The sequence below is a fragment of the Shewanella sp. genome, from assembly GCF_013214165.1.
In the GTDB taxonomy this organism is placed as follows: Bacteria; Pseudomonadota; Gammaproteobacteria; order Enterobacterales; family Shewanellaceae; genus Shewanella.
Window position 1 is genome coordinate 33990 of sequence record NZ_JABSSM010000009.1, and the last position, 22926, is coordinate 56915.

General features: G+C 45.2%; 21 protein-coding genes and 3 tRNA genes. 8 read left to right on the forward strand and 16 right to left on the reverse strand.

What is annotated here, in order from left to right; all coding sequences use genetic code 11:
- Positions 1 to 227 precede the first annotated feature (227 nt).
- The 3 genes from HRU42_RS04205 to HRU42_RS04215 all read right to left on the reverse strand — a co-directional run bounded on the left by HRU42_RS04205 (position 228) and on the right by HRU42_RS04215 (position 3337).
- Positions 228 to 929: a tRNA/rRNA methyltransferase gene (locus HRU42_RS04205; protein ID WP_295029094.1), complete on the reverse strand. Its 702-nt coding sequence runs from the start codon at positions 927 to 929 to the stop codon at positions 228 to 230.
- A gap of 305 nt (positions 930 to 1234) precedes the next feature.
- Positions 1235 to 2245, reverse strand: coding sequence for a type I glyceraldehyde-3-phosphate dehydrogenase (gap, locus tag HRU42_RS04210; RefSeq protein WP_295029095.1), 1011 nt, complete (start codon positions 2243 to 2245; stop codon positions 1235 to 1237).
- Between the two features lie 243 nt (positions 2246 to 2488).
- Positions 2489 to 3337 carry a DUF2989 domain-containing protein gene (locus HRU42_RS04215; protein WP_295029096.1) on the reverse strand — a complete coding sequence of 283 codons (849 nt, stop codon included), beginning with the start codon at positions 3335 to 3337 and terminating at the stop codon, positions 2489 to 2491.
- A gap of 202 nt (positions 3338 to 3539) precedes the next feature.
- Between HRU42_RS04215 and HRU42_RS04220 the strand changes: the two genes are divergently transcribed.
- The 5 genes from HRU42_RS04220 (at position 3540) to HRU42_RS04240 (ending at position 7608) form a co-directional block, all read left to right on the forward strand.
- The gene (locus tag HRU42_RS04220) at positions 3540 to 4973 is read left to right on the forward strand and encodes a glyceraldehyde-3-phosphate dehydrogenase (protein WP_295029097.1); all 1434 of its coding nucleotides are present in this window, start codon (positions 3540 to 3542) and stop codon (positions 4971 to 4973) included.
- 426 nt (positions 4974 to 5399) lie between these two features.
- Positions 5400 to 5475 (forward strand) — tRNA-Gly (locus HRU42_RS04225).
- A gap of 260 nt (positions 5476 to 5735) precedes the next feature.
- Positions 5736 to 5809: transfer RNA gene (locus HRU42_RS04230), tRNA-Cys, on the forward strand.
- 87 nt (positions 5810 to 5896) lie between these two features.
- Positions 5897 to 5982 (forward strand) — tRNA-Leu (locus HRU42_RS04235).
- A 432-nt stretch (positions 5983 to 6414) separates the two neighbouring features.
- A complete protein-coding gene (locus HRU42_RS04240; protein WP_295029098.1) occupies positions 6415 to 7608 on the forward strand; it encodes an amino acid aminotransferase in 1194 nt (397 codons plus the stop codon).
- A gap of 84 nt (positions 7609 to 7692) precedes the next feature.
- Here the strand turns inward: HRU42_RS04240 and yvcK are convergent, their stop codons facing one another.
- On the reverse strand, positions 7693 to 8616 hold the full coding sequence (yvcK, locus tag HRU42_RS04245) for a uridine diphosphate-N-acetylglucosamine-binding protein YvcK (RefSeq protein ID WP_295029099.1): 924 nt from the start codon (positions 8614 to 8616) through the stop codon (positions 7693 to 7695).
- A gap of 145 nt (positions 8617 to 8761) precedes the next feature.
- Between yvcK and HRU42_RS04250 the strand changes: the two genes are divergently transcribed.
- Positions 8762 to 9589 carry a glucosaminidase domain-containing protein gene (locus HRU42_RS04250; protein WP_295029100.1) on the forward strand — a complete coding sequence of 276 codons (828 nt, stop codon included), beginning with the start codon at positions 8762 to 8764 and terminating at the stop codon, positions 9587 to 9589.
- A complete protein-coding gene (locus tag HRU42_RS04255; RefSeq protein WP_295029101.1) occupies positions 9567 to 10193 on the forward strand; it encodes a DUF2987 domain-containing protein in 627 nt (208 codons plus the stop codon). The genes HRU42_RS04250 and HRU42_RS04255 overlap by 23 nt, the downstream gene beginning before the upstream one ends.
- Before the next feature lie 104 nt (positions 10194 to 10297).
- On the opposite strand, the gene ttcA is transcribed toward HRU42_RS04255, so the two are convergent.
- From ttcA to ccoN, 11 genes are all read right to left on the reverse strand, one after another.
- Positions 10298 to 11248, reverse strand: a complete 951-nt coding sequence (gene ttcA, locus HRU42_RS04260; protein ID WP_295029102.1) for a tRNA 2-thiocytidine(32) synthetase TtcA — start codon at positions 11246 to 11248, stop codon at positions 10298 to 10300.
- A 107-nt stretch (positions 11249 to 11355) separates the two neighbouring features.
- Positions 11356 to 12288 (reverse strand): universal stress protein UspE, encoded by a 933-nt coding sequence (gene uspE, locus HRU42_RS04265; protein ID WP_295029103.1) that lies wholly within the window; start codon positions 12286 to 12288, stop codon positions 11356 to 11358.
- Positions 12289 to 12473: 185 nt separating this feature from the next.
- Positions 12474 to 13223, reverse strand: coding sequence for an electron transport transcriptional regulator EtrA (etrA, locus tag HRU42_RS04270; protein WP_295029104.1), 750 nt, complete (start codon positions 13221 to 13223; stop codon positions 12474 to 12476).
- 55 nt (positions 13224 to 13278) lie between these two features.
- Positions 13279 to 13971, reverse strand: coding sequence for a sulfite exporter TauE/SafE family protein (locus tag HRU42_RS04275; RefSeq protein WP_295029105.1), 693 nt, complete (start codon positions 13969 to 13971; stop codon positions 13279 to 13281).
- A complete protein-coding gene (ccoS, locus tag HRU42_RS04280) occupies positions 13968 to 14162 on the reverse strand; it encodes a cbb3-type cytochrome oxidase assembly protein CcoS (RefSeq protein WP_295029106.1) in 195 nt (64 codons plus the stop codon). The genes HRU42_RS04275 and ccoS overlap by 4 nt, the downstream gene beginning before the upstream one ends.
- Complete coding sequence (locus HRU42_RS04285) at positions 14159 to 16546, reverse strand: heavy metal translocating P-type ATPase (RefSeq protein WP_295029118.1); 2388 nt, start codon at positions 16544 to 16546, stop codon at positions 14159 to 14161. Before HRU42_RS04285 ends, ccoS begins: the two co-directional genes overlap by 4 nt.
- Before the next feature lie 144 nt (positions 16547 to 16690).
- A complete protein-coding gene (locus HRU42_RS04290) occupies positions 16691 to 17170 on the reverse strand; it encodes a FixH family protein (protein ID WP_295029107.1) in 480 nt (159 codons plus the stop codon).
- 110 nt (positions 17171 to 17280) lie between these two features.
- On the reverse strand, positions 17281 to 18249 hold the full coding sequence (ccoP, locus tag HRU42_RS04295) for a cytochrome-c oxidase, cbb3-type subunit III (protein ID WP_295029108.1): 969 nt from the start codon (positions 18247 to 18249) through the stop codon (positions 17281 to 17283).
- Positions 18249 to 18413: a cbb3-type cytochrome c oxidase subunit 3 gene (locus HRU42_RS04300; protein WP_295029109.1), complete on the reverse strand. Its 165-nt coding sequence runs from the start codon at positions 18411 to 18413 to the stop codon at positions 18249 to 18251. The genes ccoP and HRU42_RS04300 overlap by 1 nt, the downstream gene beginning before the upstream one ends.
- Before the next feature lie 13 nt (positions 18414 to 18426).
- Positions 18427 to 19053 carry a cytochrome-c oxidase, cbb3-type subunit II gene (gene ccoO, locus HRU42_RS04305; protein ID WP_295029110.1) on the reverse strand — a complete coding sequence of 209 codons (627 nt, stop codon included), beginning with the start codon at positions 19051 to 19053 and terminating at the stop codon, positions 18427 to 18429.
- A gap of 12 nt (positions 19054 to 19065) precedes the next feature.
- Positions 19066 to 20493 carry a cytochrome-c oxidase, cbb3-type subunit I gene (ccoN, locus tag HRU42_RS04310; RefSeq protein ID WP_295029111.1) on the reverse strand — a complete coding sequence of 476 codons (1428 nt, stop codon included), beginning with the start codon at positions 20491 to 20493 and terminating at the stop codon, positions 19066 to 19068.
- Positions 20494 to 20754: 261 nt separating this feature from the next.
- Here ccoN and HRU42_RS04315 point away from each other — a divergent pair, with 261 nt between their 5' ends.
- Positions 20755 to 21228 (forward strand): hypothetical protein, encoded by a 474-nt coding sequence (locus tag HRU42_RS04315; protein ID WP_295029112.1) that lies wholly within the window; start codon positions 20755 to 20757, stop codon positions 21226 to 21228.
- Between the two features lie 15 nt (positions 21229 to 21243).
- Here the strand turns inward: HRU42_RS04315 and HRU42_RS04320 are convergent, their stop codons facing one another.
- On the reverse strand, positions 21244 to 22839 hold the full coding sequence (locus HRU42_RS04320) for a DUF3369 domain-containing protein (RefSeq protein ID WP_295029113.1): 1596 nt from the start codon (positions 22837 to 22839) through the stop codon (positions 21244 to 21246).
- Positions 22840 to 22926: the final 87 nt, after the last annotated feature.

The window sequence follows — 22926 nt, forward strand, 5'->3', positions numbered from 1 at the left end:
AATAGGTAATTTCACCTTATACGCTAGACCAATTTATTATGCTTGAAAATATTATAGGTAGGTGAAAGATAAGCAATTTGTAACAGTAAGGAGAGTGATTATCATTCAACATATGCAGTATAAAAGACAAAAAAATACCTCATTGATTAATGAGGTATAGATGACTAGCAAGGGACTGAATACTATTTTTTTCACCTATAAAAACAGATAGATTGGTATGAGTTTAGTCAGCCTTGTTTCTCGTTAGCATTTAGCTGCCTGGTAATATCATTGAGTAATTGGTGCGCCATCTTACAGTCCCTGTCACCGAGTAAACTCATGCCATCGAGTAACCAGCGGGACAGTTTTACATCATCTTGAGTGTTCAGCTGCTGTAACAAGGTCTTGGTTCTGTTTTTCAGGGCCTGTAGTTGACCCTCTTGTGCATCGACTTGCTTATGTTTGAGCCGATTATTGACTTCACTTAGGGCGTAGCTGTATACCATGACAGCTTGAGCCAGATTGAGGGAAGGGTAGTCGTTTATCAGGGGCACATAGGAAAAAAGATCACATAACTCCAGCTCACTGTTGGACAAGCCACTGGACTCCCGGCCGAAGATCAAGGCAATCTTCTGTACCGATCCTGATTGCCGTAATACTGTGTCTTTAAGCTCGTCAGGCGTCAAGTACTGCCTGGGAGTTCCCCTCTCTCTCGCAGTGGTTGCTATCAAGTGATCATATTGCGCTCGAATGTCTACAACTGAGTCAACGACTAAGGTACGTTCCAATATATCTGTGGCACCGTGGGCGAGCCAATGTGCTTCTTTATCCAGATGTAGGTTTGAATTGACTAAAATAAGCTGTTCAAAGCCCATGGTTTTTATTGCCCTGGCGGCGGCGCCGACATTGGCTGGACGACTAGGTTCTACGAGCACGAAAACAAGAGACATATAATGGCAGACTGAAGAGGGTAAACGGTGACATATTTTTACCCGAACTTAGATCAAAGTAAATGGCTCTGCGGGTTATTTTACTGACCGGAGTCAATATGCTCTGGACCTCAAAGCTTAGGAGGCTCGAGTGATGCCTGATGGGTAAACCCGATATCCCTGCAACCCCTATCGCCAGTATTGGTATATGAAAATTCTGGCATATCTAACACAGGTATCGACAAGTAAAGCGTACCGCGCCGGCATGTTTTCTGGGCATAAAAAAGCCAACCTTAGAGGTTGGCTTTTTCTAGAGTCTGCTGAGATTACTTGGCAGTCATCAAGGCGACGGCATTATCTAGCATACGGTTACTGAAGCCCCACTCGTTGTCATACCAGGCCATGACTTTCACAAGACGGCCGTTGACGCGAGTTTGAGTCGCATCGAAGTTACAGGAGAATGGGTTGTGGTTGAAGTCAATAGAAACCAAAGGCTCCTTGTTGACGGCTAACACTTCACTCATAGGAGATAGCGATGCTGCACTGTCGATAATGGCATTGATCTCTTCTACCGTAGTATCACGAGTCGAGATGAATGTTAAGTCGACCAAGGACACGTTAACAGTCGGAACACGTACAGCTAATCCATCGAACTTGCCGGCAAGCTCAGGAAGCACGAGTCCAACGGCTGCAGCAGCACCAGTCTTAGTCGGGATCATTGACATTGCAGCTGCACGAGCACGACGTAGGTCAGTGTGATAAACATCTGACAAACGTTGGTCGTTAGTGTAGGCGTGAATCGTTGTCATCAGGCCTGACTCGATACCGATCTCATCGTTTAACGGCTTAACCATAGGTGCTAAACAGTTTGTGGTACAAGAAGCGTTCGAGACCACAGTCATGTCAGAGGTGATGACATTGTTGTTAACACCATATACGACGGTGGCGTCTACGTTTTTACCCGGTGCAGAGATAAGAACTTTCTTAGCACCCGCATCAAGATGCGCTTGTACGGCTGCTTTAGATGTGAAGATACCGGTACATTCAAATACCACATCTATGTTTAATTCGGCCCAAGGCAGTTTAGACGGGTCTCTCTCAGAAAAGGTCAGTATCTTGTCTTGGTTAACATAGATGGCTTCACCGTCATGATCGACTTTAGCGTTGAAACGACCATGAACAGAGTCATACTTGGTCAGGTGAGCGTTGATAGATGAATCGCCAAGGTCATTGAGTGCAACGATCTGGATTGGATAGTCCTTTTCGCTTTCATAAAGTGCACGTAAAATATTTCGTCCGATACGGCCATAACCGTTAATTGCTACGCGGATAGTCATTCGATATCCCTCTGGTGATTTGTAAAATTATTTTCTGGTTGTAAAATTACCAAACTGACAGCTAGCGTCAAGTAATATCCCCTATAAAAGCCATTTATGCATAACATTTTCGCTTTTATTTTTACATTGGTCATGTTTTTAACAAATAGTCGTTTACCAACTGTAAATATCTTCCAATATGGCATACATTTTTCTACGGCAAAGCGCCAATAATAAAGTGGGGGAAAGCTAGGCAATTCTTGCTTATCGAGTCGGAGGGGATCGGAGCAGTAATGTCTTAATCGTACTGGATGAGAATGCACCGTCCTCTAATACCTCAACAAGTTCTTCGGCCTGTCGATCTAAAAAACGTTGCAGAGTTTTATCTCCATAGATTAATGCCAGCATTTTTTCTTCCGATACGTCCTGCTTGGTCATCAATATATTTGCTCTGGACAATAGATATGTTAACTCGAGGTCATTGAGTTTCTGGTAATTATTGGACAGACCCAATAGCCAGTCAGGATTAAAGTCATCCTCGTCACTGATATCGAGCACCTCGAGATAGATTAAATTAGATTGATAGGCATCAAATTTCTGAAAATAGGAGGCCACTTGAGACAGCAATAAAATGTCATCTATCTGGTGAGCCTTATAGGCTGCTAACACGATTTTCTGAGCGTCCATATCATTGAAGCGCGTCCAGTGGTAAAACGCTAAGTAGAGGTCCTGACTATTCTTGGTGGTGTCTTGAAGCTGAGAAAGGCTTTGTGCACTCAAACCGAAAGCGCGAACTCGATCGTTGGTTCTCTCTGGATGCAAAATATGTTGTACTCCTGCGGCCAGTTCGATGCATTGATTGTACTTCTCTAGGTTGAGCAGTTGCTGGTAAATCTGTTTACCTGAAGGCGATTCGGTGAATTTTAGTTTATATCTTTTACGAATTAAGTCGCCTTTTTCATATCTGCACCAACTATCGGCATGAAGATCGCTACAAAGTTCAGGATTATTTTTACAAGTGGTACTCGTATCTGGTTGTTTTTCACAGCCAGATACGCCTAAAAATGCAATAAAGCCAATAAATGATGTAATTATTACAAAATTTCCAGTCAAAATAGGCTCCAAGCCAAGTTTTTGCTAATAAAATTACAGCGTTACAAAAAATATCTTGCTAGCCTGAAAGGCTAGTTTTCATTACAATAGCGCCGACCAACAGGGGATTTACCCCTATTATGAATTAGAGTATTGGTCTTTTCTTTTTGTTACTCAATCATTTCTGAAAATAAATCAGGAAAGTGAGATAAAGGATCTGTAAATGAGCGCTGATAAACACCTACAAAGCTGGCAAGAACGTTTCGAAATGGCAGAGGCTATGCAGCCCTTGCTTGGTAAGTTATATCGTAATCAAGGCGTCGAAGTCGTTTTATACGGTAAGCCGCTACTCAATGCCTCTACCATTGATATCATCAAGTCACACCGTCTGGTACGCCGTTTTGTGGGCTATAAATTGAGATTGCGTGAAAGCTTTCCTTTCGTAGAAGCACTAAGCAAACTCGCCGTTAAACAGTGTAAAGTGGATATCGGTAAACTGGCTATCAACTATTGGCGTGATCATGACGATGCCAGTGAGATTGAAGCCTATATGAGCCGCGAGCTGGCATCGGCTATCGATCATGAAGATACGCAAGAAGCCAGAGACGTTGTACTTTACGGCTTTGGTCGCATCGGTCGTCTACTCGCTCGCCTATTAATAGAAAGAACCGGTGTCAGTAATAAACTTCGTCTTCGCGCCATCGTACTGCGTGGCGGTCGTAAGGGCGATTTAGAGAAACGCGCCAGTTTACTTAGACGAGATTCGGTTCATGGACCATTCAATGGTTCTGTTGAAGTCGACGAAGAGAATAATGCCCTCATAGCGAACGGCACTTATATCCAGGTGATATATGCCAACTCTCCAGATGAAGTGGATTATACCAAGTACGGCATCAGCAATGCGTTAGTGGTAGATAACACAGGTATCTGGAAAGACGAAGATGGACTCGGCCTGCACCTTAAGTCTAAAGGCGTCGCTAAAGTTCTGCTTACCGCGCCGGCTAAAGGCCAGATCAAAAACATCGTTTTTGGTGTGAATGAGTCAGATATCCTCAGTGAAGATAAGATAGTCTCGGCGGCTAGCTGTACCACTAATGCGATCACGCCGATATTAAAAGCGATGAATGATAAGTATGGCATCACCAATGGCCATGTAGAAACCATTCACTCTTATACCAATGACCAGAACTTAATTGATAACTATCATAGTGCCGATCGTCGTGGACGTAGTGCACCATTAAACATGGTTATCACAGAAACGGGGGCTGCTAAAGCGGTTGCTAAAGCCTTACCCGAACTAGCAGGTAAGCTGACGGGCAACGCTATCCGCGTTCCTACACCAAACGTGTCTATGGCCATCATCTCTTTGAACCTTGAAAGCGAGACAGATAAAGAGCAGGTAAATGAATACCTGCGTGACATGTCACTGCATTCAGAACTTCAAAATCAAATCGATTTTACCGAGTCAACTGAGATAGTCTCATCAGATCTTGTTGGTTCACGTTATGCAGGAGTGATCGATTCACACGCCACCATAGCTGACGGTAACCGTGCCATTCTTTATGTATGGTATGACAATGAGTTTGGCTACAGCTGTCAGGTTGTTGGTGTTATGCAGAAGATGCTTGAGCTTAACTATCAATCATTGCCAAACTAATATAATAAAACACCTAGCGAGTGATTAACGCTTAATGATAAAAGCCTCCTTAATACGAGGCTTTTTGATTTTTGAACATTGATTAAACAGAAGTTTGTGAATTTTCGACCACAATGCCCGTTTAAGCAACAGTCAGATGAAAAAGGGCATTTATCGCTATTTTGATGATTGACTATCGGCTGTAAATCGGTAGAATGCCATTCCGCAGTCAAGGGAAAGCTTCTTAAGGAAAACTTGCTGCATGTATGATTGATAATTGATGTAAGCGACATTAGCTCAGTTGTTAAAGGTTGAAGTGCGATACTTTTGATGATAATAGTGAGTGTTGAAACGTAAAATTGATTGCGACATTAGCTCAGTTGTTAAAGGTTGAAGTGCGATACTTTTGATGATGATAATAGTGAGTGTTGAAACGTAAAATTGATTGCGACATTAGCTCAGTTGGTAGAGCGATACCTTGCCAAGGTATAGGTCATCGGTTCGAACCCGATATGTCGCTCCAATCATCTAACAAGATGTGCGAGATTATCAAGGTATAGGTCATCGGTTCGAACCTCTCTTTATAAGAGAAGGTCGCTCCAATCATACTCATTACCTAGGCAAGATGTGCGAGATTATCAAGGTATAGGTCACAGGTTCGAACCTCTCTTTATAAGAGAAGGTTGCTCCAATCATACTCATTACCTAGGCAAGATGTGCGACATTAGCTCAGTTGACGCTTTATTTAAATCAACTGCGTATCTTGCAAGACGATAAAAAATTGGCGCGATGGCAGAATGGCTATGCTACGGATTGCAAATCCGTCGATCTCGGTTCGACTCCGGGTCGCGCCTCCATATTTAGATTGTGATGAGTTTTTCTCTTAAACAGGTGAAAAGCAGTATTAACTACCGATAATACGTATCATCAAGATCAACGAGTTTGCCCGAGTGGTGGAATCGGTAGACACAAGGGATTTAAAATCCCTCGCTTAATAGGCGTGCCGGTTCAAGTCCGGCCTCGGGTACCATCATTTAAGCCTCGACATTAATTTGTCGGGGCTTTTTTGTATCTGAATATCCAGAAAGTGGATTTAAAATCCCTCGCTACTCTTCTCTTCCTTCATAAGCAGCTGAGCGGGCACGTGCCGATTCATCTCTCGATTTCAAAAATGGGCCTCGGGTAACATCATTGCTCTTTTGAGAACTGGCAAGGGCCTCAACGAAAATCCACCTTGAATTGAGCAGATATATGATGAGCTTGGTATACTTTCATAGATATCACAATCCTTAAAAAAATGACTTAAATAATCAATTTTATTCATATAATTGTTGATTTATTGCTTGTTATCCCAAACTATAACTATTTTTTCTAGTAATATAAAAACTCTCTTTCGATGCCTGACTCACAGTGGTATAAAGAGAGCCTATCCCCCCTACATCATCTTTTTAGGAAAGACGTCATGATATTTACTCAGGTTGAACTTGCTCCTGCCGATCCCATTTTAGGCCTCACCGATGCTTTTAAAGCAGATACCAGAACAGAGAAAGTAAATCTTGGGGTAGGCATTTATAAGGACGAGTCTGGTTCGACTCCAATACTTAAGTCGGTCAAACTTGCCGAAGAAAGAATACTTGCCACAGAAAAAAGCAAAAGTTATCTGGGCATCGAAGGCGTAGAGGCATATAACCGTGTAGTACAAGAACTGCTGTTTGGTGAAGATCATGACGTGGTTAAAAATAAGCGAGCATTAACGGCTCAAGCACCAGGCGGCACAGGCTCATTAAGAGTTGCCGCTGAGTTTTTAGTCCGTAACACAGAATCTAAAACCATCTGGGTGAGTAACCCGACTTGGGCAAACCATCAGAATATTTTTACATCTGCAGCACTCAAGATTAAACAGTATCGTTATTATAAGGCTGAGACTCACGGAAAAGATTTTGATGCCATGGTAGCCGATCTCAAAACGGCAAAGCAGGGTGATCTGGTCTTATTACATGGCTGCTGCCATAACCCAACTGGCATCGATCTCACCCAAGCTGAATGGCACACCATAGCCGAACTCTGCGTTCAGCAAGGTTTAGTGCCGTTATTCGATTTCGCCTACCAAGGCTTCGGCACAGGCGTAGAGGAAGATGCACAGGGATTGAGAATTGTTGCCGACAAGGTACCAGAACTCATCGTAGCGAACTCTTTCTCGAAAAACTTTGGCCTGTATAACGAAAGAATTGGTGCCGTGACGTTAGTCGCCGAGAACCAAGCCGATGTCACTAAAGCCTTTAGCCAGGTAAAAAGCACTATCCGTGGTAACTACTCTAACCCACCGGCTCACGGCGCATTGATCGTCAGCACCATACTCGGTGATAGTGAATTAAAGACACTGTGGCAAAGCGAGCTTAAAGAGATGCGTGAGCGTATCGCGAAAATGCGCGGCTTATTTGTCGAGACGCTTAAATCTGCGGGGGTCAAACAAGACTTTAGCTTTATCTCTACACAGAATGGTATGTTCAGCTTCTCTGGTTTAACCAAGGAGCAGGTGGCTAAACTTAAAGATGATCACGCGGTGTACATAGTGGGTTCCGGCCGCATCAGTGTCGCGGGCATGACCATTGAAAATATGCCGGTGATCTGCAAAGCCATAGCTGCCGTGCTTTAACACTAACGAAAATACATTCTCTTTAATGTCATCAAAAAGGACAGCGAATGCTGTCCTTTTTTGCTGCTCATCTTTTTAGTATGACTAAACAGCCGCTAAAATAGCATGCTTCTCTGTGTCCAGCTCCACCATGCCCGCTATAGCATCGGCCAGGGCCCTTTTGTCATGCAACCCCGGATGGTGTTTACTCACTAGGGGCCGGTAAGAGATGATACCATCCTGATAGCTTTCCTCTGAGTGACATAAGATCTGATCCACGACTTTAAGACCTAAGATCTGGTGACACCAGTCTATTCTCTGCTGTAAAGAAAAGTCCGCAGAGGGTGAGGGCTCACGGGTCAAGTTATCGACTAAGATGACTTTAGCCTTAGATTGGTTAAGGGCCGATGCAAATTTGGGTAATAATAAGGGCGGCATGATACTGGTGAGGAAACTGCCAGGTCCTAATATCACTAAATCCGCCTTTCTTACGGCCTCGCATGCCTCATGGGTAGCCGTCACCATTGGCTCTAAAGATAACGCCATGGGATGAGTGTCCATGCCATCGACACAAGTTTCGCCAAAGACTCGATTACCACATGCTTCGATTGCCACTAAGTGCGTAGGCTCTTCAGACATGGGGATAACCTTAGTCTCTATATTAAGTAACTGCCTGACGAGATTGACGGCTTCTAATGGCCTGACACAGAGTTGGTCTAAGGCAAGCAGAATAAGATTGCCAAGATTGTGTCCACTTAATTCATTTTCCCCTGAAAATCGGTACTCAAATAGCAGAGAGCCGGTAGAAGGCTGGGTTGAAAGTTGAGATAAGCAGTTTCTGAGATCTCCCCAGGCAATACAATCTTGCTGTTGACGTAATCGCCCCGTGGATCCACCGTTGTCCGTGGTGGCTACAACACCGGTAAGCTTAGCACCTAAAAATGAGAGCGACGATAACACCCGACCCAATCCATGGCCTCCACCAACGGCGACTATGTTTTCAAATTGATTTAATTTATTATTTTGCACTCGGGTTTATCCTTCCTGAATACCCAACGAATATCCGCTTCATAGGCTGCGGATTATAACTTACAACTTGAGTTTTGTGTCGGGTTTTGTCAATTATGATATATGACATATAATTGCCGTCAGTTTTCGACAATAAGAGAGAAAAATGAAAACAGGTAGAGTCGGAAAATTTACCGTATCCCTGAGTCTAGTGATTGTCATCTTGATTTTTTTAAGGCTTATCTTTATTAAAATTGACGATGCTGATGAGAGTACTCATGGAAAGTTAATTGAAAATGAACAGGCCATGAGCCTGATCCCGGACTTTGAGTCTATTGCCAGCGTGGCTCAAAAGAAGCAAGCCTTCTTCAATTATCTGCGCCCGGCTATTAGACATCAAAACGCCATCATTTCAGATGAGCGACATTTTCTTTTACGCAGCTCACAGCACCTTGAAGATGGACTGACGCTCACCGCAGCCGAGCATTACAGAATTGAAGAGATCGCCAATAAATATCAGTACTCGCCCAGAAATATCAATCAAAAGACCTTAGGTGAGCTGCTGATCCGAGCCGACATCATCCCTGAGTCGTTGGTACTCATACAAGCCGCTAATGAAACCGGATGGGGCAGCTCTCGATTTGCCAAACAAGGACTCAACTTTTTCGGCCAGTGGTGTTTCAGGAAAGGTTGTGGGCTAGTGCCTCAAGCACGAACAATCGGTAAGAGCCATGAAGTTGCGGTATTCGATTCCGTGGCAGACTCGGTGGCATCTTATATGAGGAACCTCAATTCCAATGCTGCATATTCATTATTGAGATCTATTCGTGCAGATTTACGTGCACAAGACAAACTTCCCGTTGCAGATCAGTTAGTATACGGCCTAGTTAATTATTCCGAGCGACAGGAGGCATATATAGATGAACTCCTGGAGATGTTACGTCAAAACAAGCAGTATTTGGTGGAGAATCATGAAGAAAAGCCTTCTGTTTAGCTGTTTACTCGTTGCTGTTACTTCGGTACAAGCAGCACCAATATCGTTACCGTACCAAGGTTTTTATCAAAGGCTTAATCAAGTTAATAAAGGAAACTATCCATTAATTGAGATCGCTTTTTGGGTGCCTAATAAGTCTCGGTGCCTGATTAAAAGTGGCACCATCACCACGGAAAAAGAATCTTTCCCGCTGACCATCACAGAGGAGCAGAGAATATTCTTGCCCTATGATGCCAGGCTCAAGTCAGATAGGGCGTTAGTGAATTTAGATATTGAAGGCTCAGCGGATAGTTGCAGTATCTCAATGCAAGTCAGGGCAAAGAACACTAAGCAGAGCTATAGCCAGCAAGAGGTACAGGAACTTGAGGCTGAGATGAACACTATGCTCAGCGACATGCAGGGGTTCCCTATGCGTTATTTTAGCCAAGATATTGCCGGGATTAACTTTGAGTTTGAGCCCGATAGCAAGATATCCGTGTATATCGATGGCAAAGAGCAAATAGTCACCGACAAGCTCAGGCTATCTAGCGAGCAGATAGAAGCGTTATCCATTTTAGAGTTCAACGCTAAGCCATTGGTCATCAGTCCATGGACAAATGGTTAATGCCCATAGGTAAAACTCCCTAGTTCAGATTAACAGCTAATAAAAATCCCGGTCTAGGCCGGGATTTTTTAGTTTTAGCGCCACTATTTTAAACATCCATTGGATCAGGGAGTATAGGTACTCACGACGTCGATCTTCTGCGCTTTAGTGACTCTGTTCGCCGCATCCAGATCGATATGGCCATTATTGGCGACATCGAGAAAATCGAAAGCGGGCAAGTCAGACTCGGCCACATCTCCTTTCAAGGGGGCATCGGCATCTCTTTGCAGTGCCAGGAAATCAAACTGCTCACGGTCGACCCCCTGGGAAGGCGAAGTATTCTGCATCGCGGTAAAGATTGATTCTATTCGGCCAGGATGCTCTGTATCCCATTGCTCTAGCATGGCTTTAACCGATGCACGTTTCAGGTTTTCCTGAGAGCCGCACAGATTACACGGAATGATGGGAAATGATTTAAGTTCTGCATATTCGGCGATATCTTTCTCGCGCGAATAAGCCAATGGCCTTATGACCATGTTAGCACCATCATCAGACAATAGCTTAGGCGGCATGGCTTTCTGTTTGCCGGCATAAAACATGTTGAGGAACAGGGTTTCTATGATGTCATCTCTGTGGTGCCCTAAGGCTATTTTAGTCGCACCGATTTTCTGAGCGAAGCCATAGAGGGTGCCTCGACGCAGTCGTGAACATAAAGAGCAGGTCTTTTGCCCCTCAGGGATCTTAGATCTGACGATAGAGTAAGTGTCTTTCTCGAGGATATAGTAAGGGACATTGAGCGTATCAAGGTAATTTGGCAGCACCTCTTCAGGAAACCCTGGCTGCTTCTGATCTAAGTTAACCGCCACGATTTCGAACTTGATTGGGGCTCTTTGCTGCAGATTGAGTAAGATATCCAGCATAGCGTAGCTGTCTTTGCCCCCAGAGAGACAACACATCACACGATCACCTTCTTCGATCATCTGGTAATCAGCTATCGCCTTACCCACTTCACTACGTAACTTTCTTTGTAGCTTACTCATGCGGGTGAGCTGTGTTTTTGAGAGTATCTCGGACATAAAAAACGCGCCTAATTACACTTGAATTCTGGGCGCGTATTATATAGCAAAATGAGCAGATTTAGAACCGAACAGGCTGACTTCTTGCTCCGATAGCACGACTCAAACTAGTCTTTCTCTAATGGGGAACGGTAACCATCGGGTTTAATTGCCAACAGATCGCAGTTAATGCTGTCGATAACGTGTTCGGCCGTATTGCCGATGAGAGCCGCTGAAAATCCGGTGCGGCCTACAGTGCCTAGAATCACCAACTCAGCATCTATCTTGCGGGCGATTTCAGGAATAACATCTTCAGGAAGGCCTTCTTGAACATGGCAAAAGTCACTGGAGATATCGAAGCTGTTTGCCAGGTAACTGATTCTTTGCTCATGCTGCATCCGAATCGTTTCGCCATAGGTATGGGCATCGAAATCGGGCAGCTCTATGGCAAGATTAACCGGCGTGCCTGGATAAGCGTTAACCAGATGGACTTGTGCATCAAATTGCGCCGCAAGAACTTTGGCATACTCGATGATCTTGCCGTTGAGTGTCTGATGATCATCATCTTCAGAGCCCACGTTAATGGCGCAGAGTATTTTACCGGCAACCGGCCAAGCATGATCTTTGACTAATAGCACAGGTACCGGTGCTTTGCGCATCAAATGCCAGTCGGTAGGTGTGAAAATAACAGATTTAAGCTTGTCGTGAAGATGGGTGCCTTTCACTATGATGTCGAAACTGCCCGAGATAGCAAATTGAATAATGCTCTCGAAGGGGCGATTATGCCAGATCACTTCACTGTCTATCTGCACCTTTTCGTTGGTATAACCTATTAGCAAGTCTTCTAACCAAGCCTGACGTTGAGATATGACGCCTTGGCGCATCGCTTCTCGCTCGTGACCCGAAAGAATCGAGGTCATCTCATAGGAAAAATCAAAGATAGACAGAAACACCGTAATATCGGCACCATTGGGAGAGGCTAGCTCGATGGCTCTGGCGAGAGCCGGTTGTACATCACTGGTTGGATCGATTACAACTAAGAGTTTCTTTAAATCCTTCATAGTCACTCCTTAATTCAGACAATGAATTAATAATGAGCTAAAGAGCAAGAAATGCAATGATTTTGATCACAAGTTAACTAAATTGTTGCAGTGAAGGTGAATAGTTGAATAGTTGAATAGTTGAATCTTAAATGTAGCCGAGAGGATGGGTAACCTGAAAGCGACTCCGGGTTACCCGATATCATTTATCTTGCGATGGCGTGATTGCCAGCTAGCTCAGCAAGGGCGTCGAAATTGATGATGGTGATGTACTTACCTTTAACTTCTATTAGCTCAGCTTTCTGAAAGCGCCCCAGTAAACGGCTGATGGTCTCAACGGTCAGACCTAAATAGTTGCCGATATCACCACGAGTCATGGTTAATCTAAACTCCTTGGGTGAGAAACCGCGACTGCCGAAACGATTGGCGAGATTGCTGATAAAGGCGGCGAGACGCTCCTCGGCATTTTTCTTACTCAGTAAGAGTATCATCTCCTGATCACTCTGGATCTCATGGCTCATCAAACGCATCACTTGTTGCCTCAGCTTAGGCATGGTACCTGTGAGTTCATCCAAGGTGCCATAAGGGATCTCACACACCATAGATGTTTCTAAGGCTTGAGCGAAACTTTGATGCATTTGCGAGTGGATGCCGTCAAAACCTATGACATCACCAGCCAGATGAAAACCCGTGATCTGTTCATCACCTTGCTCTGTGATGGTAAAACTTTTGACCGTACCCGAGCGAATTGCGAATAGCGACTTTAAAGGGTCACCTGACTTAAAAATTTGTTCACCTTTTTGAATAGGCTTCTTTCTTTCGATAACTTCATCGAGCTGATCGAGTTCGTGGCTATTGAGAGTAAAAGGAATACACAAGTCTGCCATACTACAGTCATGGCAATGGATGGAACCTCCAGGCACTGACGAACGACGACTCTTATTATTAACTGTCATGGTGTTTCTCAAATGTCACAAGTAGCTCTATATTAAACTAATTTAATAAACTCAGCTAGCGGAGCTGGGCAATTGCAATGTATAAAGTTTGTAAACCAAACGACACTAAGATCAAGCCACTGATCAATCTGACGGCTCGGTTCTGTACCCAGCGACCAAACAGATTCGCCGCCATGCCCGCGCTCAAGAGTGCGGGCAAGGTACCAAGCCCGAACGCCGCCATAATCATGGCGCCTTGCTGAGCAGAATTAGCGGCAACAGCCCAAGTTAACGTGCTGTAGACTAGGCCACAGGGAAGCCAGCCCCACAACATACCACCGACAAACGCCTGAGGCATGGTTTGAATGGGTAGAATACGCTTAGCCAAGGGAGATAGGAAGCGCCAAAGGTACTTGCCTACTCGCTCTATTTGCACCACACCGGACCAAATTTTCGCGATGTAGAGACCGGTGGCGATCATCATCAAGCCAGCGATCACTCTGAGGGTGATCAGGTAGAGGTCAATATCGAACAGTAGGGCTAATGCACTGGCAGAGCCACCGACCAAGGCGCCAGCCAAGGCGTAACTCAATATACGACCAAAATTATAACTGAGTAGGAAGCGTAACTGGCTAACGAACTGGTTTTGGTGCCTGGATTTAGGTAACTGAGATGAAAACGCGCCGATTAAACCGCCGCACATGCCAATACAATGACCCGCTCCCATCAGGCCAACGAGGAAGGCGCCGGTAACGTTGTAGTCGATCAAGAGGGAGTCGAATCCGTAGACTCACTGTTTTTAGTCTCGGGAATTACAGGCTTATCATCATCGAACAGTATCGATACGCTCTGTCTATCGAGATCATCAAATTGTTCAGATTTAACCGCCCAGAAAAAAATGCCGATGGCGATCAAGACAAACAACATAGCGATTGGGATTAATACATAGATAATACTCATAAACGAACCTTCAATAATCTGAGACTGTTGCCCACAACGATAAGAGAACTGGCGGACATACCAAGGGCGGCAACATAAGGTAAGACATGTCCTGTTACGGCGAGGGGAATTATAAACAGGTTATAAGCCAGCGCCCAGAATAAATTTTGTTTGATGATCCTATCAGCTAGCTTAGCGACCTTGACGGCATCCGTGTAACGGGAGAGTTTATCACCTAATAGGATAAGATCGGCCGAGCTCTTGGTTACCGCAGCGCCACTGCCCATGGCAATGGAGAGATTAGCTCCGGCGAGCACGGGCGCATCATTGATACCATCGCCGAACATGGCCACATTCGAATGGGTCTGATACTGACGAATCAATTGCAGCTTGCCTTCCGGGCTCAGGCCCTTATTGACATCGTCAATGCCAATCTTATTCGCCACCTCTTCCACATGATTCGACGCATCGCCACTGGCGATAGAGACGAGGCAGCCACTCTCTTTTAGCAGCTTAACGGTTTCGGCGGCATCGCTGCGAATGGCATCGACGAGCAAAAATTTCGCCAATACTTGTGACTCATTGACCAGATAGATGACTTGCTTAGTGCTATCAGTGATCTCGGTAGCCCCCACAAATGCGGCGCTGCCAATTCGGTATTTCTGCCCATTAATTTCGCCGCTGAGTCCTTGTCCGATATGGTTTTTGCTCTGCTTAACACTCAAGTTCGGATCACGGTACGACTCGAATGCTTTGGCTATGGGATGCAGTGAGCTCGCTTCCAGACTTGCGGCAATGGCGAGGACCTGCTCCTCATCCGTACTGGTGATAAGCTCAGTAGATTCTATCTTTAGATTGCCGCAGGTGAGGGTACCGGTTTTATCAAATACCACATGCTGGATCAGAGTCAGTTTTTCAAATACCCCTGGGGTTCTTGCTATCACGCCGATGCGGGTAAAGATCCCCGTCGCACAGGTGACTGCTGTGGGGGTCGCAAGTGCCAGCGCGCAAGGGCAAGTGGCAACCAGCACCGACAAGGTGACCCAGAAGGCATCTTCTGGCCAATAGATTTTCCACACCACATAGGTCAAAGCGGCTACGACTAAGATAGTCCAGGTAAAATAATTTGAGATGCTGTCCACATAACGTGCGACCTTAGGTTTATTGTTGGATGCCGATTCCTGCAGGCGAATGATTTCGGCGACCAGTTGGTCCTGGCCAACCGCAGTCACCTCGACTCTGATCGGTTGTTCGACGTTGATTGTGCCAGCATAGACTTCGCCGCTTAAGGTTTTGCTTACCGGTAACTGCTCACCGGTGAGCATGGCCTCATTGATACTAGAGTAGCCATCGACAATAACACCATCGGCAGCGATCACTTCACCGGGTTTGACTAAGATAATATCGCCGACCTTGAGTCCCTTGGCTGGGATATCCTTAGCACCACTATCTGTGATCAAATGCGCGGTTAATGGCACTAGCTTATGTAAGTTACTCGAGCTTATCGAGGCTTTTTGGCGCGCATTTTGTTCAAAATAGCGCCCCAGCAGCAAGAAGAAGGTAAACATGCTCACGGATTCGAAATACACCTCGCCATTCGCGTTAATGGTCGCGATGCAGCTGGCAATATAAGCCCCTAAGATGGCGATTGAAACCGAGACATCCATATTGAGTCTGCCGCTAAATATGGAGCGGATGGCACTGAAATAGAAGGGCTGAGCCGAATAGAAGACCACGGGAGCGGCAAAAATAAGGCTAACCCAACGGAAATAATCACGAAACTCGACGTCGAGATCGGTGAAGTAACCGGCATAGAGGGCGAGGGCGAACATCATCACCTGCATGGTCGCAAAACCGGCCAGGCCGAGTCTTAACAGGTATTGTCGGCTATTTTTCTTGCTGAGTAATTCTTGCTCGTCCACCTGATAGGGAGCGGCTTGATAGCCGATGGCGCTGATTTGATTGAGAATGGCGCTGAGCTTTATCTGCTCTGGTAACCAGGTAACTAGGGCACGTTCGGTGGTGCTGTTTACTTGGATCTTGATGATCCCCTCCACATGCTTAAGCTTATGCTCAATAAGCCAGGCACAGGCGGCGCAGGTGATGCCGTCTATCGACAAAGACACCGTCGCGGTATCGCTGTCCTTATGAACGAAATCCTCCTGTACTTCGACAAGGTCAAATGCGGAGAAAGTGCCGAGTTCTTCAGGCACTATGGCATTTTGTCTGCTACCGGGTTCGGTACGGAATTTATAATAATTGATTAATCCCGCATCTATGATCGCCTTAGAGACGGCCTGGCATCCGGGACAACACATGGCTTGTTGTTTATCATTAATGCAGGTAGTGAACTGTGTATCGGTTAATACCGGCTCTCCACAATGGAAACAATCGAGGGGCTTCATCATCGGTGTCATTAACCTGCTTCAATGTAAAATCATCGAGTCCTATACAAGCTTGTACAGTATCGACTTGGACCTTAAAAATTGATACTTCTGTTACAAATGAACCGACGCTCGCCGATCCATTTTATCACGCGTGACTCAGTGCTAGTTTAACCAGTACTGACCATCATCGCTTATTTCGAGGCGCTTCTGAATACGCCATTTACGGTCATAACCATCCAGTCTCACTTCCCAGCTGCCGGTGATAGGTTTGTCGAGTGCGATCCGATATACCTGATTGCCATCGGCGGTCACGACTTGGGTAAAGTCACGAGCTTCTATGGTAGGGTGAAAAAACTCGACATTCATCGCGGCCAGATAAGGCTCACCACCATGCTGGGTGATGGCTAAGGTGTTCTCATCCACTATCATCTCGAACTGCAGTCCGAGTTGCTTAGCATACTTGATTTTCTTTAGATCTCTATTGATGCGTTTACCATCTTTATAATAATCTTCAGACACCAAGGAATCCTTGTTGACGACGGCAAGGTAGAGCAAGTTGATGCTCGCCACGACGGCACAGAGGGGTAAAATAATTAAGAACCAAGGCCAGAACTGCTTATACCAGGGTTGTTGCTTGTTCATCTGTTATACCTATTAAAATAATTAATAATATTTTACCGTGAAAAATGTGATATAGCACTCTAAAAAAAAGGCCCCGATGAGATCGAGGCCTTGATGTTACTTATGTGTAACTATTTGTTAGATAAACTATAAACATAAGCTGTGATAACGTGAACTTTCTCTTCACCCAACACATCTTTCCAAGCCGGCATCACACCGCTTCGACCATTAAGAATGGTCTCTTCGATTGCGCCACGACTTCCGCCGTAGAGCCACATGTTGTTGGTGAGGTTAGGTGCACCCATCATCTTGTTACCAGTAGCATCCATACCATGACAGGCAAAACAGCCCTTCATGAATGAACCTTGACCCTGAGCCGCAAGCGCTTCATCGTGATCACGACCCGATAACTTAACTATGTATTCAGCTAAACCTTTAATTTCGCTGTCTTCGATAGGTAAACCACCCTTGGGTGGCATCATGCCGTGACGACCGTTCATGATGGTGGTCTTAATCGTGGCTAAGTCACCACCATATAGCCAATCACCGTCAGTCAGGTTAGGGAAGCCTTTACTGCCGCGAGCATCACTACCGTGACACTGTGAACAGTTGTGTAAGAACAAACGACCACCAACTTTCAGTGCTTCTTCGTTGTTAACTAGCTCATCCAGAGGCGTCTCTGCGTATGCCTTGAAGATGGGGCCATATTTTTCATCGGCACGCATTACTTCTTGATCATACTGAACCCAACGACCTTCTTCTTTAGCCAAGACAATGGCGGCTTCAGAGTCGGCCTTGATGCCGTTCTCTCGGCCAATGCTTTGGTTAGAACTGGTCCAGCCAAGCAAGCCTTTATAGTTACCCAGACCCGGATAAAGAGCCAAGTAAATAAGAGCAAAGACGATAGAGATATAGAACATATAACTCCACCATTTTGGCAGTGGGTTATTCAGCTCTTCAATACCATCGAAGCTGTGGCCCATTGATTCGCCTTCTTCAACACCTGTGTTGTTTTTAGAGACGGCTCTCAACAAAAAGAAACAAGCTGCGATCACAAATAAGGTAATTACCGTGATCCAAATACTCCAGAAAGTACTCATCACTTATGATCTCCTGACTTGGTGCTCGCCTCATCTTCAAAGACAAGATTAGCCGCTTCGTCGAATTGATCCTTACGACGCGAGCTATAAGCCCATGAAAATATACCCAGGAAGGTAAACATCACAACGATCGTGATTATGCCTTGTATAATTCCGTAATCCATATCATACCTCCTATTATTTCAGTGCATGTCCAAGGGACTGCAGATAGGCGATCAGTGCTTGCATCTCAGTCTTACCTTCGACGGCCGCTTTTGCTCCAGCTAACTCCTCGTCGGTATAAAGGTCATTACCCTTATACCCACCTTTGTGGAAGTTAAGTAGAATTTGCATCTTATTGCGGGTTAATTCGCCATCGAGCGTATTCTCGGCTAACCAAGGGTAACCAGGCATATTTGACTGAGGCACCACGGCGCGAGGGTCCAATAAATGAACCTCATGCCATTTATCGCTGTAACGACCACCAACACGGGCAAGATCCGGTCCAGTACGCTTAGAGCCCCACTGGAAAGGATGATCCCAGACAGATTCGCCCGCTACCGAATAGTGACCATAACGCTCGGTCTCGGCGCGCAGTGGACGGATCATCTGACTGTGACAGTTATAGCAACCTTCACGGACATAGATATCACGACCTTCGATCTGCAAGGCTGTATAGGGGATCAAACCATCGACAGGCTCGGTAGTGTCTTTCTGAAATAGCAAGGGGACGATCTGCACCAAACCACCAAAGCTAATGGCGATAACGGTTAAGATACCCAACAGGCCGATGTTTTTTTCGACTAACTCATGATTAAATTTCATCAAATCTACCCCTTATGCTTCAGCTAATGCTGGCAAAGACTCTTTAGGCGCTCTCACTGTCTTAATCACGTTAAATGCCATGATAAACATACCAGTTAAGAAGAAACAGCCACCGAGGAAGCGGACAAAGTAGAATGGATAAGAGGCTTCAACACTCTCGACGAAGCTATAGGTCAAGGTACCGTCAGCATTAACTGCACGCCACATCAGACCTTGCATCACACCCGATATCCACATAGATACGATATACAACACAGTACCAATCGTTGCTAACCAGAAATGCACGTTGACTAGGTTAGTGCTATACATGCGACCGTGTCCGAATAGGACAGGGATCAGATGGTAAAGCGAACCAATTGACACCATAGCAACCCAACCTAGCGCACCAGAATGAACGTGACCAATGGTCCAGTCAGTATAATGAGAGAGTGCGTTAACGGTTTTGATTGCCATCATTGGGCCTTCGAAGGTAGACATACCGTAGAAAGACAATGAAACAACAAGGAAACGTAAAACAGGATCGGTTCTCAATTTATGCCAAGCACCGGATAGTGTCATGATACCGTTAATCATTCCGCCCCATGAAGGTGCGAATAGGATTAATGACATCGCCATACCCAGAGATTGTGTCCAATCAGGCAGTGCCGTGTAATGTAGGTGGTGAGGGCCAGCCCAGATGTACAGTGCAATTAGTGCCCAGAAGTGAACAATTGACAGACGGTATGAGTAGACAGGACGACCCGCTTGCTTAGGAACGAAATAGTACATCATACCCAGGAAGCCAGCTGTCAGCAGGAAGCCAACGGCGTTATGACCATACCACCACTGGACCATGGCATCCACAGCACCAGAATAGATGGAATATGACTTCCACATACTCACTGGAACCGCCATAGAGTTAACTATATGCAATACCGCGACCGTGATGATAAATGCGCCGAAGAACCAGTTGGCCACATAGATATGTGAGGTGGTTCGTTTGATTATGGTACCAAAGAAAACCGTGCCGTATGATACCCAGACTATGGTGAGTAGGATACTAATCGGCCATTCCATCTCAGCGTACTCTTTACCACTGGTGATCCCCAGAGGGAGTGTGATCACAGCCGATAGAAGGACAGCTTGCCAACCCCAGAACGTAAATGCGGCTAACCTAGGCGCAAATAGTTTGGTTTGACAGGTTCGTTGGACGATATAATAGGATGTTGCGAAAAGTGCTGAAGTACCAAACGCGAATATCACCATATTAGTATGCAGTGGTCGAAGACGACTGTATGTTAACCATGGAGTATCGAAGTTTAGTTGTGGCCAAATTAGCTGTGCCGCGATCAATACACCGACAGACATACCAAATATTCCCCAAAACACAGTCGTGAGGGCAAATTGGCGGACTACGGTGTAATTGTAATCAGCGCCTTGAGGCTGGGAATGGTTCATCATTTTGCTTCCACTGCTTATTACTTATACTTATAGTTTGAGTAAATTGTGATTTACCCGTTAAAAAGACACAAATGCCGTGTTTCCTACGGAATCGCGGTAGATGCGTCAACGTGTATCCTTGCGATAATTGTATTATTAACAAGGTAAAACAATGATACTTGAGGCATGTCAAAAAAGATAGGATTTGTGCGTGGTGAAATGTTGATCTAGATCAACCTAGGCAATAGAATGTAACTACTTTTTATATAAAGGTTAATTTTTGTGCTACGTGTTAACTTCTCGGTTAAATTAGGCCTCTACACACCACTAGTCTTGGCATTCTTATGCTCGGCTTGCTCGCCTCAACAGCCAGCCAAAACAGGCTTAAATACCCCTGTATTTGTCGAAGATACCAGCTTATGTGACTTTAGTCAGACATCTTGCAATAAACAAGTTGCCGGAATCAATTTATCACTTTTAATCACTCCCTTTAACACCCCCAGTGAAAAGCCGCTAACCATTGAACTGGCTAGCTCTGAGGCTATAAATGACGTCAGCATGAGAATTGAAGGAAGAGACATGTTTATGGGGCTTATCCCTGTAAAATTGTCTAAACTTAATGAAAAGCAATATAATGGTCAGTTGATATTCGGCTCTTGTAGCAGTAACTATATGGTTTGGCGTGCATTTGTGAATTTCACAAAAAACGGCGAACCTCAGGTCGCCATTTTTGACTTTCTCGCCGATAGCGGCTGACTAGCAGATAAAAGTTTAGCTCGCCGTGATGTCTAATTCGCAATTTTGATCGCTAAATTCCTCTTTAACTTGGGTGAATACATCTATGTTGTCGATAAAGACCTTGAGTAAATCAGGATCAAAATGCTTGCCGGCGCCTTCTTTCATCACCTTCATCACCTCTTCCACCGGCCAGGCAGGCTTATAACAGCGGGCGTGAGAGAGGGCATCGAACACATCGGCAATAGCCACAATACGTGCAAATACATGAATTTCTGTGCCTTTCAAACCCGAAGGGTATCCCGAGCCATCGTATTTCTCGTGGTGTTGTAACGCTATGGTACTGGCTGATTTAAGAATGGGCCGCTCCGAATTGGCCAATATTTGATAGCCTATCTCGGGGTGCTGACGCATGATCAGCCACTCCTCTGCATTGAGTTTACCGGGTTTGAGTAACACGGCATCTGGGGTCGCAATCTTACCTATGTCATGCATGGGGGAGGCGTGTTTGAGCAAATCTGCTTCGTGCACCTGCATGCCCGAAAGAAGTGCCAACTTGTAGCAATACTCAGCCATTCTTTTGACATGATATGCCGCTTCTTTCGAGCGACTCTCGACCACATCGCCCAAGCGTAAGATAAGCTCTGACTGGGTGTCTTCCAGCTCTTTATTCAACAATAGATTCTCGAATGCTACACCGACATTAATCGCGAAAATGTCGACCAGCTTCTTATCCATGTCGTCTATCTTATTGATCCCGTCCATATAGAGCAGATTTATCCAACCACTCTTAGCCGGGAAATAACCGACGAAACAATCTTCCTTATATAGACAGCGTTTCTTTTTTAATGCTTCTTCCAGTAAAGACTTGATATGTCCAGGAACAGGCTTGTCGTGATGACTGGAAAATTGCCCCGTGCCAGCCAGAATATGCATACTGTCGGTATTAACGTCTTCACTCATCGCATCCATGGCATTACAAGATAGCAGCAAGGTTTGCGCATCTAAATTTAGTAAGTTAGCGACTTGAGTCAACAAGCCATCGGCAAAATTGTGTAAGGTGCGCAGCTCAAATAATCCCGATGTCGCCTGGAGGACACGCTCTAATCCTTGCCGATGTTTAACTTGATTCGCTCTCGCAGCTTCAATTTCTATGATGTCACGATATGAGCGCAGGGCAGAATAGACACTGGTGACCAGTTTACGGGAATCGAGCTCAGCTTTGGCCTTATAGTCATTAATGTCGTAATTGACGATGACATCTTCTTCAGGCGCCTGACCGGGTTGTCCTGTCCTCAAGATTAATCGAATAGCGGTATTTTTAAGATCCTCCCGTATCCATTTTACTAACTCTAAACCCGCATGATCACTTTCCATCACCACGTCGACAAATGCTATGGCCACATTGGTCTCATTAGAGAGTATCTGTTTTGCCTCTTCGCCACTGTATGCATTGATAAACTCGAGTGAACGACCGTCGAGCTTAAACCTTGAAAGCGCTAGCTTTGTCACCGTGTGCACATCGGGTTCATCATCGACAACTAGGATCTTCCACGCCGGACCCGACGCAACTTCCTGTATTTTCTTCTTACCTGAAAAGAGGGGGCTCTTCTTTGCCATATCGATCAGCATTAGACAACCTCAATAATGTTAAAAAATCGTTTATCCCTATACCTTGAGTGTAGATCAATGTGTAGAACAGTGGATACTTGGTGACAA